Origin of the sequence: Pseudomonas bharatica, assembly GCF_048586865.1 — a bacterium.
GTDB lineage: Bacteria > Pseudomonadota > Gammaproteobacteria > Pseudomonadales > Pseudomonadaceae > Aquipseudomonas > Aquipseudomonas bharatica.
Genome location: NZ_JBMAWR010000006.1, coordinates 255,005 through 265,619 on the forward strand (window position 1 = coordinate 255,005; position 10,615 = coordinate 265,619).

The 10,615-nt window shown below is 64.7% G+C and carries 8 protein-coding genes; 4 read left to right on the forward strand and 4 right to left on the reverse strand.

The annotated features are described in order from the left end of the window. Positions 1 to 42: 42 nt before the first annotated feature. Positions 43 to 1,320, forward strand: coding sequence for an MFS transporter (locus tag ACKLLE_RS10470; RefSeq protein ID WP_279899097.1), 1,278 nt, complete (start codon positions 43 to 45; stop codon positions 1,318 to 1,320). Positions 1,321 to 1,418: 98 nt separating this feature from the next. Next, complete coding sequence (locus tag ACKLLE_RS10475; protein WP_420057863.1) at positions 1,419 to 2,501, forward strand: M14 family metallopeptidase; 1,083 nt, start codon at positions 1,419 to 1,421, stop codon at positions 2,499 to 2,501. Here ACKLLE_RS10475 and ACKLLE_RS10480 read toward each other — a convergent pair. From ACKLLE_RS10480 to ACKLLE_RS10495, 4 genes are all read right to left on the reverse strand, one after another. After that, positions 2,494 to 4,053 (reverse strand): sensor domain-containing diguanylate cyclase, encoded by a 1,560-nt coding sequence (locus ACKLLE_RS10480; protein WP_420057864.1) that lies wholly within the window; start codon positions 4,051 to 4,053, stop codon positions 2,494 to 2,496. The two genes, ACKLLE_RS10475 and ACKLLE_RS10480, sit on opposite strands and share 8 nt — an antisense overlap. 160 nt (positions 4,054 to 4,213) lie before the next feature. After that, entirely contained in the window at positions 4,214 to 5,389 is a 1,176-nt protein-coding gene (choV, locus tag ACKLLE_RS10485; protein WP_009396907.1) for a choline ABC transporter ATP-binding protein, read from the reverse strand. Further along, entirely contained in the window at positions 5,386 to 6,234 is an 849-nt protein-coding gene (gene choW, locus ACKLLE_RS10490) for a choline ABC transporter permease subunit (RefSeq protein ID WP_170395228.1), read from the reverse strand. The genes choV and choW overlap by 4 nt, the downstream gene beginning before the upstream one ends. A gap of 66 nt (positions 6,235 to 6,300) precedes the next feature. Next, the gene (locus ACKLLE_RS10495) at positions 6,301 to 7,248 is read right to left on the reverse strand and encodes a choline ABC transporter substrate-binding protein (RefSeq protein WP_009396909.1); all 948 of its coding nucleotides are present in this window, start codon (positions 7,246 to 7,248) and stop codon (positions 6,301 to 6,303) included. Positions 7,249 to 7,694: 446 nt separating this feature from the next. On the opposite strand from ACKLLE_RS10495, the gene ACKLLE_RS10500 reads away from it, so the two are divergent. Beyond that, positions 7,695 to 9,071, forward strand: coding sequence for an L-serine ammonia-lyase (locus tag ACKLLE_RS10500; protein ID WP_064301218.1), 1,377 nt, complete (start codon positions 7,695 to 7,697; stop codon positions 9,069 to 9,071). 398 nt (positions 9,072 to 9,469) lie between these two features. Next, a complete protein-coding gene (gbdR, locus tag ACKLLE_RS10505; protein ID WP_009396911.1) occupies positions 9,470 to 10,573 on the forward strand; it encodes a choline metabolism transcriptional regulator GbdR in 1,104 nt (367 codons plus the stop codon). Positions 10,574 to 10,615: the final 42 nt, after the last annotated feature.

Here is a 10,615-nt window from a genome sequence, read left to right on the forward strand (position 1 = left end):
CCTGCGGCATCCTGCCCGCCTGACCCATGGAGGAACCCGTGCATGCTGTTCTCCCGACGTAACCTGGTGCTGGTCCTGCTGATGAGCGTGATGGTCATCAGCGTGCTGGACAAAAGCATCTTCGCCTTCGCCGGCGCGCAGATTATCGACGAACTGAAACTGACCCCGGCCGAGTTCGGCTTCATCGGCAGTGCGTTCTTCTTTCTCTATTCGGTGTCCGGCGTAGCCGTGGGCTTCCTGGCCAACCGCTTTCCCAGCCGCTGGATCCTCGTGGGCATGTCGCTGGTGTGGATGGTGTCGCAGCTGCTGGTCAGCGTCAGCAGCAGCTTCATGGCCCTGGTGATCAGCCGCCTGATGCTCGGTGCCGGCACCGGACCGGGTACGGCGGTGACCCAGCATGCCTGTTTCAAATGGTTCGGCCCGACCGAGCGGGTAATGCCGGCCTCGCTGATCCAGGTGTCGATCATGCTCGGCGCGATCTTCGCGGCGGTCAGCCTGCCGTTCCTGATCGCCCAGGTCGGCTGGCGCCTGGCCTATGCCGGCCTGGCGGTGCTGGGGTTCGCCTGGATGCTGCTGTGGCTGGCGTTCGGGCGCGAAGGCAGCCATGCCGATGCCGCTCGGCAACCGGCAAGCGGGCCGCTTCCCGGTTATCGGCGGCTGCTGCTGAACCGCACCTTCCTCGGCATCACCCTGCTCGGCTTCGTCGGCTACCTACCCAATGCGCTGATCTACAGCTGGGTGCCGCTGTACCTGCAAAAGGGCTTGGGCATGGCGCCGATGCAGTCGGGCTACACGGTCATGTCGGTGACCCTCGCCGTGATCCTCTGCAACCTGCTGGTGTCGGCCCTGTCCCAGCGCGCGCTGGCCCGGGGCGCCTCGGTGCAGCGGGCGATGGTGGCCTTGCCGCTGGCGTGTTGCCTCGGCGCCGGGCTGGCCTTCGTTGCCCTGACCCAGGCCCACGGCCATCTGCCCGCGACCCTGGCGCTGTATGCCACCGGGGCGGTGCTGATCAACGTGCTGCCGACCTTTGCCAACACCATCGTCGCCTTTATCGCCCCTGATGCCCGGCGCGGCTCGATGCTGTCGATCCATATCGGCGGCCTGACCAGCGCCGGCATGCTCGCGCCCTGGCTGGTGGGGCAGATGGTGGCGGGGCAGGGCGACGATATTGCCCGTGGCTTCGAGCTGTCCCTGGTGCTGATCGGCGTGGCGATTCTCGCGTCCACGGCGCTGGCGTTCTGGCTGGTGCGGCCGCAACGCACCCGCGAGCAGTTGCAGGCGAACGAGCTCCGGATCGAGGCCGCGTTGCAGCCGAACTGATCCCCAGCCTTTCCCGATTCCATTTCCCCGCTTGCGGGCCGGCCTTCACGGGCGGCCTGCGGGCCAGACTCATCCCGCGAAAAGCCCCAGGAGCCGCGATGACCTCCGCTGACTGTTTCTCCCAGACCTACGCCCAGGCACGCCAAACCTTCCTCCAGGCCTGTGCCGCCCTCGACCTGCCCGTGGAGTCCTATACCCATCCGCTGCCCGGCAGTGCCGGCGAGGAACTGGCGGTCGATGTGGCCCGCAGTGGCCCGGCCGATGCAGAACATGTACTGCTGATAACCAGCGGCTGCCACGGGGTCGAAGGCTTTTGCGGCTCCGCCGTGCAGATCGATCTGCTGCGAGACCGCGACTTCCTGCGCCTGGCCGGCGAGGCGCGCTGCGCCGTGGTCTTCGTGCATGCGGCCAATCCCTGGGGCTTTTCCTGGCTGCGCCGCTGGACCCACGAAAACGTCGACCTGAACCGCAACTTCCGCGATTTCAGCCAGCCCTGCGCGCCCAACCCGGACTACGCGGCGCTGCACCCGGTGATGATCCCCCGGCAGTGGCCGCCGTCGCTGGGCAACCGTCTGCGCCTGCTGTCGAAGCTGGCGAGGCGGGGGCGCAAGCATTTGCAGAAGGCCATTTCCGGCGGGCAATCCAGTCACCCGGATGGGCTGTTCTACACCGGCACCGCGCCCACCTGGAGCAACCGCACCCTGCGCGAAATCCTGCGCCGCCATGGTCGTGCCTGCGCGCACCTGGTGTGGCTGGATATCCACACCGGGCTGGGGCCCAAGGGTTATGGCGAGCGGATCTACTCCGGCCCGGGCGACTCGCCGATGCTGGCACGGGCGCGGCGCTGGTGGGGCGATGCGGTGCGCTCGTCGCAGGACGGCCAGTCGGTTTCGGTGCCGCTGACCGGGCTGATGGTCTATAGCGCCCTGGAGGAATGCGCGCCCGCCGAGTTCACCGGGCTGACCCTGGAGTACGGCACCCTGCCCGGCGAGCAGGTACTCGACGCCCTGCGCGCCGAGCAATGGCTGCACAACAATCCCCAGGCCGGCGCGGCGCAGCGGCGCGAGATCAAGCAGCAACTGCGGGATGCCTTCTATGTCGATGAGCCGCAATGGAAGGAGGATGTATTGCGCCAGGGCCGCGAAGTGGCACGGCAGGCCCTGGCGGGGCTGGCTAGCTGACCACCCGGTTGCGCCCGCTCTCCTTGGCCCGGTAGAGATTGTCGTCGGCCTGCTTGAGCACTTCGGCGGCGCTGTCGGCCTGCGGGCTGCGACAGGCAACGCCGATGGACAGGGTGATAAAGCCGACGCCAGGGACTTCGCTGGCTTCGACCTGGGCGCGGATGCGCTCGGCGATGGTACCGGCCTCGGCGAGGCTGGTTTCCGGCAGCAACAGCACGAACTCCTCGCCGCCCGCGCGGCAGGCCAGGTCGCCGGAGCGGGAATGCCCGGCGATGATTGCGGCCACCTGCTTCAAGGCGATGTCGCCGGCGTCGTGACCATAGGTATCGTTGACTCGCTTGAAGAAATCGATATCCAGGGCCAGGGCCGCATAGGGCTGCCCGGACTGGTCCAGCAAGTCCAGTGCCGCATCCATGGCCCGGCGATTGGCCAGGCCGGTCATCGGGTCGCTCTGGGCCTCCTCGCTGAGCCGGCCGATCTTGCGGTGCAGTAGCTGCACGCTGGTGATCAGCGCCTGGCGAATGGCCGCCGGCTCCTTGTACCAGGCCTTGATCCGCCCCAGTTCGTCGATGGTCTGCGGCTGCGACAGATGGGTAGCGTTGTCTGCCAACTGTTGCAGTGGCCGGGTGATCCAGCGCGCGCCGATCCACAACAGCAGCAGGCCGATGATGCTGGCCGGCAGCAGGTCGAGGAACATCGACTGCATCAGCTTGCCAAGGGTGGACAGGGCGATGGCCCGGGGCTGCTGGGCCACTACCGCCCAATCGGCGTTGGCGACCGGTGCGTAGCCCGCCAGCATCGGCACGCCCAGGTAGTTGTCCACGGCCATGCTGCCGCTCTCGCTGCGTAGTGCGGCATCCACCGTGGCGCTGCTCTTGAGCACTTCGCCGATGCGTTCGGTGGTGGGGTGATGGAGCAGCCGGCGGTGCTTGTCGGCGACGAAGGCGAAGGTGCCGTCGTGGTGGAAGTGCTGCGAAACCACCGTGCTCAGGGCGCTGTCCTTGCGGATGTACACGGCGCCGCCGACCACGCCGAGGAAGCTGCCGTCGGCGGCGAATACCGGGTGCGAGATGAACACCATGAGATTGCCGGTAGCGGAGACGTAGGCGTGGCTGATCAGCGGCCGGTGCTGCTCCACTGCGCGGCGGATCTCCTCGGAGTCGAGGTTGCTGCCGGTGGCCAGTACGTTCTCGGGATGGGTATGCAGGACCTTGCCGCCGGCATCGGTGATGACCACGGTATTGAAGTCTTCGTCCTGGGCTTGCAGGCGGCGGGCTTCGGCGTGAAGCAGGCGTGGGTTGTCGAAGTCTTCGGCCAGTTGCAGGGCGCTGTAGCCAAGGTGCGCATGGGCCGACTTGAGGAAGGCGCCGATGCTGGAGGCAACCTTTGCCGCATAGGCATGGTTGGCTTCCAGGGTGGCATGGATCAGCGCGTCACGTTGCACGCCGTAGGCCACTACCAGGCTGTTGGCGAGGGTGGCGAGGGCCGAGAAGATGGCGAAGGCCAGCATCAGGAAGCGCAGGTCGAGACGCCGGGTGGTGGGTTTGTTCATCGCGTGCGGGTTGTCCTGGGTGGGGGCACGCGATTGAGGATAGGCAAGATTGGGGAAATGTACGCGGTCCCTGTGGGAGCGGGTTTACCCGCGATTACGGTAGTGGATTCACCATTGCAATCGCGGGTGAACCCGCTCCCACAGGGTCCGTAGCGTTCTTTTAGCCGTGGTTCTTGCCCAGCAGCGCGTGATACAGCTCGCTGTCGCCGAGGATACCGACCACCTTGTTGTCATCCTGCAGCACCAGCTTGTTGCCGGTCTGGTAGCGAATCTGCAGGGCATCGCGCATGCCGATGTTGGCATGCACCAGGGTCGGTTTGCGCCCCAGCGCTTCTACCGATTGCCCCGGCGCCCAGTTCTGCAGGTCGAGGCCGTTGGCGCCCTGGCGCGCGCCCTTGATCACGCCGTCGGCGAGGTCGAGCCAGGAGTCCACGCCCGGGTCGATGCATACCGAGCCGTTGACCCGCTTGCACTGGTCGAGGCTGCGCATCAGGCTGCGGCCGCAGAGCACGTTGAGCGGGTTGGTGTGGGCGACGAAGGTGCGCACGTAGTCGTCGGCCGGGTTGAGCACGATCTCTTCCGGCTTGCTGTACTGGATGATCTTGCCGTCTTTCATGATGGCGATGCGGCTGCCCAGTTTCAGCGCTTCGTCGAGGTCGTGGCTGACGAAGACGATGGTCTTGCTCAGTTTGGTCTGCAATTCCAGCAACTCGTCCTGCAGGCCCTGGCGGATCAGCGGGTCGAGGGCCGAGAAGGGTTCGTCCATCAGCAGGATGTCGGCGTCCATGGCCAGCGCACGGGCCAGGCCGACGCGCTGCTGCATGCCGCCGGACAGCTCGTCGGGCTTCTTGTTGCGCCACTGCGCCAGGCCCACCAGCTCCAGCTTCTCGTCTACCAGCTTGCGCCGCTCCTTCTCCGGGCGGCCCTGCATTTCCAGGCCGAAGCTGATGTTCTCGCGCACCGTCAGCCAGGGCATCAAGGCGAACTTCTGGAACACCATGGCGATGCGCTTGGTGCGCATCATCTTCAGTTCTGCCGGGGTGCAGTGGGCGATATCGATATGCGAGCCTTCATGCTCGACGAACAGCTTGCCGCGGCTGACGGTGTTGAGGCCGTTGATGCAGCGCAGCAGGCTCGACTTGCCCGAGCCGGACAGGCCCATCAGCACGCAGATCTCGCCCTTGTTGATATCCAGGTTGGCCTTTTCCACGCCGACCACCAGCCCGGTTTTCTTGAGGATCTGCTCCCGCGAAAGGCCCTGGTCAAGCAGGCTGAGAGCCTCGCGCGGTCGATTGGAGAAAATGACGTCTACGTCTTCGAAGCGAATGATGCTCATGCCTCACCCCTTACCTGTACATCGGGTTGTTTGCAGATACGGTCGAGCATGATTGCCAGCAGGACGATCGCCAGCCCGGCTTCGAAGCCCAGGGCGATATCGGCGGTGTTCAGTGCGTTGACCACGGGTTTGCCCAGGCCGTCGGCACCCACCAGCGCGGCGATCACCACCATCGACAACGACAGCATGATGCACTGGGTGACACCGGCCGCGATGCTTGGCATCGCATGGGGCAGTTCGATACGGGACAGCAGTTGCCGGCGCGAGCAGCCGAAGGCCTTGCCGGCGTCGAGCAGTTCCTGGGGCACGTCGCAGATGCCCAGGTAGGTGAGGCGGATCGGCGCGGCGATGGCAAACACCACCGTGGAGATCAGCCCGGGGACCACGCCCAGCCCGAACAGGGTCAGGGTCGGGATCAGGTAAACGAAGGTGGGGACCGTCTGCATCAGGTCGAGGACCGGGCGCATGGCGGTGTAGAACATCGGCTTGTGCGCGGCGAGGATGCCCAGCGGTACGCCGATGGCCACGCAGACCAGGGTGGCGAACAGCACCTGGGCCAGGGTTTCCATGGTTTCCTGCCAGTACCCCAGGTTGAGGATCAGCAGGAAGGACGCGACGCAGAAGGCAGTCAGTGCCCACTTGCGCTGGATCAGGTGCGCGCCCACCGCGATCAGCCCGATCAGGACGAAGGGATTGAACCAGGTCAGGGCCCCGGTCACGCCGTGGATCATCCATTCCAGCGCCGCGGCAAAGGCATCGAAGTAATTGGCCCCGTGTTGGGTCAGCCATTCAACGAAGGCCGCGATGTGCTGGCCCAAGGGTATTTTTTGATCGATCAGCATGATAGCGAGCGTCCACCTGCAAGGATTCGAAAACTCCCCGCGCCGGTCATGGCCGTCGCGGGGACGTGCTTACTGCGTGAGTTTGGCCTTGGCGGCTTCCAGGCCGGGTTTGCCGTCCACGGTGGTAACACCGGCCAGCCAGGTGTCGAGCACCTGAGGATTTTTCTTCAGCCAGGCTTTCGCCGCGGCGTCGGCTTTCATCTTGTCGTCGAGCACGTTGCCCATCAGCGTGCTTTCCATGTCCAGGGTGAAGGACAGGTTCTTCAGCAACTGGCCGACGTTGGCGCATTCCTGCACGTAGCCCTTGCGGGTGTTGGTGAGGACGGTGGCCTTGCCGAAATCGGGGCCGAAGTAGTCGTCGCCACCGGTGAGGTACTTCATTTTGAAACGGGTATTCATCGGGTGCGGTTCCCAGCCGAGGAACACGATGTTGCCTTCACGTTTTTCCGCCCGGCTGACCTGGGCCAGCATGCCGGCCTCGCTCGACTCCACCACCTTGAAGCCGGCGTCCTTCAGGCCGAAGGCGTTCTTGTCGATCATGCTCTGGATGGTGCGGTTGCCGTCGTTGCCGGGCTCGATGCCGTAGATCTTGCCGTCCAGTTCCTTCTTGAATTTGGCGATATCGGCGAAGTCGTGCAGGCCCTTGTCATAGAGCGACTGCGGCACCGCGAGGGTGTACTTGGCGTTCTCCAGGTTGGCGCGGACGGTTTCCACGGTGCCGGCATCGCGGTACTGCTTGATGTCGTTTTCCATGGTCGGCATCCAGTTGCCGAGGAACACGTCCATGTTCTTGCCGTCGGCCAGCGACTTGTAGGTCACCGGGACGGAGATCATGGTGGTGCGGGTTTTGTAGCCGAGGGATTCGAGGACTGCGCTGGTCACCGCGGTGGTGACGGTGATGTCGGTCCAGCCGACATCGGAAAAGTTGACCGTGTGACATTGTTCAGGCTCCACGGCCTGGGCCAGCGCCGGAATGCTCAGTAACGCGGCCAGTAACAGCGAGGGTGAACCTTTCATTTACGGACTCCTGAGTGTTTTTGTCGGATGTCCCATGGACCGCCATGCTTTATTGGTGCATCGGTCGGGCCGGCTGCCGGACGACAGCGGGACGAGTGCCGTGCAATCGAGTCGATAACGATCATCTACCAGCGAAAAACAAACGCCTACAGGGTGGGTCGTAACCAGTACAGGCAGGGTCGCTTCCAGTGCCGGTGAGGTCGTTTATGGATTATTCGGCCCGGCGAAACCCCCGTTCAGCCCGTGAGCGACGCGAAAAACGGCGCTTTTCGGCAGCCGCCGGGGGGCGGCGTTGCTGGACAAGAGTGGGTCGGTTGCAGACGACAGGGGCGCCGCCAAAAGCCGGATGATGCGCGAAATCGGCGGATTGCCGCCCCGTCAGCGTAGCAGCTGTGGCGCCCGTGTCCTGGCGGGCGCACACCTGCCCAACCAGGAGGTTCGTGGCCATGGCCATCAGTGTGTTCGACCTGTTCAAGATCGGCGTCGGCCCGTCCAGTTCCCATACCGTCGGGCCCATGCGCGCCGCCGCCCTGTTCGTCCAGGGCCTGCGTGAACGGGGCGAGCTGGAGCGGGTGCGGCGCATCGAAGTACGGCTTTATGGCTCGCTGTCCGCCACCGGCGTCGGCCACGGCAGCGACAACGCGGTAATCATGGGTCTGATGGGCGAATGGCCCGATTCGATCGACCCCTCGACCATCGGCCAGCGCATCGCCGAACTGCGCGAAACAGACACCTTGCAGCTCGATAGCCGGTACCCGGTCGAATTCGTCTGGAGCCGCGACATGCGCCTGCTGGACGAGAACCTGCCCTACCATCCCAATGCCATGACGCTGGTTGCCGAGCACGCCGAAGGCGAACTGCACAGCGACACCTACTACTCGGTCGGCGGCGGCTTCGTGGTCGATGCGGCGCAGGCGGCGAGCGGTGTGCTGGACAGCGACAACACTGTGCTGCCCTACGATTTCAACAGCGCGGCGGAACTGCTCGAGCGCTGCAAGCAAAACGACATGCGCGTGTCGCAATTAATGATGGAAAACGAAAAGGTCTGGCGCAGCGAAGCGGAAATCCGCGCCGGCCTGATGAAGCTCTGGCGCGCCATGCAAGACTGCGTCGAGAACGGCCTGAAATATGAGGGCACGCTGCCCGGCGGGCTCAATGTCAAGCGCCGCGCCGCCAAGCTGCACCGCAGCCTGCTGGAGCTGGGCAAGCCCAATGTGATCGGCTCGACCCTGAGCGCCATGGAGTGGGTCAACCTTTATGCCCTGGCGGTCAACGAAGAGAACGCCGCCGGCGGGCGCATGGTCACCGCTCCCACCAATGGCGCGGCCGGGATCATTCCGGCAGTGCTGCACTACTACATGCGCTTCAGCGACAAGGTCAGTGAAGCCTGCGTGGTCGACTTCTTCCTCGGGGCGGCGGCGGTGGGCATCCTGTGCAAGAAGAATGCGTCCATCTCCGGTGCCGAAGTGGGCTGCCAGGGCGAGGTCGGTTCGGCCTGCGCCATGGCCGCGGCAGGGCTGGCCGAGGTGCTTGGGGCGACGCCGGAGCAGTTGGAAAACGCTGCGGAAATCGGCCTGGAGCACAACCTCGGGCTGACCTGCGACCCGGTCGGCGGGCTGGTCCAGGTGCCGTGCATCGAGCGCAACGCGATCGCTGCGGTCAAGGCGATCAATGCGGCGCAGATGGCCCTGCGTGGCGACGGCGATCACTTCATCTCGCTGGACCGGGTGATCCGCACCATGCGCGACACCGGCGCCGACATGCACGACAAGTACAAGGAAACCTCCCGCGGCGGCCTGGCGGTCAGCGCCATCGAGTGCTGATTCCGCTGCGCACTTTTCGCACATCCCTTCGAGCCCACGCCGCTTTTTGGCGCGTGGGCTCAGACGCTTCTCATACCGTCTGTCACCATTTCCCACACTACTTGCGGTGACACTACCGGGTGTCGTTTCTGGGCATCCCGTATCAGGGTGCTACCGAACTGCTCACGAAACATTCCGACATGCTTTGGCCCGCGCCTTTCCGCGCAGATTTCATATTGATACAAACCGCTTTTTAGACAGGTCGCGAGGTCGCTTTCAGGATTTATTGAATAGCCATTCAATTTCAGGCACGGCATTTGCGAGAGCAGAGCCATGCCCTGCAATCGAGTCGACAGGGTGCATAACAACAATGAGCCCACGCCTGGGGCGCAACCTGCTTTGTGTGAGGAGAGATCGCGATGACGTCTTACAATGCCGGGACCCAATCCCAGACCCGCGCACCCCAATCCATCGGCTTCCTGCTGCTGGACAACTTCACCCTTATCTCCCTCGCCTCCGCCGTGGAGCCGCTGCGCATGGCCAACCAGCTGTCCGGCCGCGAGCTGTACCGCTGGCACACCCTGAGCGTGGACGGCGGCCAGGTCTGGGCCAGCGATGGCCTGCAGATCACCCCGGACGCAGCCATGCACAAGGCGCCACCGATGGATACCGTGATCGTCTGCGGCGGCATCGGCATCCAGCGCACCGTGACCCGTGAACATGTGACCTGGCTGCAGGGCCAGGCCCGTCAGTCGCGGCGTCTTGGCGCGGTGTGCACCGGCAGCTGGGCACTGGCCTGTGCCGGGCTGCTCGATGGTTTCGATTGCAGCGTCCACTGGGAATGCCTGGCGGCGATGCAGGAAGCTTTCCCGCGGGTGAGCATGAGCACCCGCCTGTTCACCCTCGACCGCAACCGCTTCACCAGTTCTGGCGGCACCGCGCCGCTGGACATGATGCTGCACCTGATCAGCCGCGACCACGGTCGCGAGCTGTCGGCGGCGATCTCGGAAATGTTCGTCTACGAGCGCATCCGCAACGAGCAGGACCACCAGCGCGTGCCGCTCAAGCACATGCTCGGTACCAACCAGCCGAAGCTGCAGGAAATCGTCGCGCTGATGGAAGCCAACCTGGAAGAGCCGATCGACCTGGACGAACTGGCGGTCTACGTGTCGGTTTCGCGCCGGCAGCTCGAACGGCTGTTCCAGAAGTACCTGCACTGCTCGCCGTCGCGCTACTACCTGAAGCTGCGCCTGATCCGTGCGCGGCAACTGCTCAAGCAGACGCCGATGTCGATCATCGAAGTGGCCTCGGTGTGTGGCTTCGTTTCGACCCCGCACTTCTCCAAGTGCTACCGCGAGTACTTCGGCATTCCGCCGCGGGATGAGCGTGTCGGCTCGAATACCGCGCAGCAGGTGGCGATGATGCCGATTCCGCAGGCCCTGGTGCTGTCGCCGATGGCAGGGCCGATGGCGGCATTGAGCCAGGCGCGCAACGAATCGACGTTTGCCAGTGTGAGGTTGTGATCGGGGGTTTGTGCTGGATGTGAGGGCCTCATCGCCGGCAAC

Coding starts and splice junctions, on each gene's coding strand:
- ACKLLE_RS10475 (WP_420057863.1), top strand. CDS start 1,419: ATGACCTCCGCTGACTGTTTCTCCCAGACCTACGCCCAGGCACGCCAA.
- ACKLLE_RS10500 (WP_064301218.1), top strand. CDS start 7,695: ATGGCCATCAGTGTGTTCGACCTGTTCAAGATCGGCGTCGGCCCGTCC.
- choV (WP_009396907.1), bottom strand. CDS start 5,389: ATGAGCATCATTCGCTTCGAAGACGTAGACGTCATTTTCTCCAATCGA.
- ACKLLE_RS10480 (WP_420057864.1), bottom strand. CDS start 4,053: ATGAACAAACCCACCACCCGGCGTCTCGACCTGCGCTTCCTGATGCTG.
- ACKLLE_RS10495 (WP_009396909.1), bottom strand. CDS start 7,248: ATGAAAGGTTCACCCTCGCTGTTACTGGCCGCGTTACTGAGCATTCCG.
- gbdR (WP_009396911.1), top strand. CDS start 9,470: ATGACGTCTTACAATGCCGGGACCCAATCCCAGACCCGCGCACCCCAA.
- ACKLLE_RS10470 (WP_279899097.1), top strand. CDS start 43: ATGCTGTTCTCCCGACGTAACCTGGTGCTGGTCCTGCTGATGAGCGTG.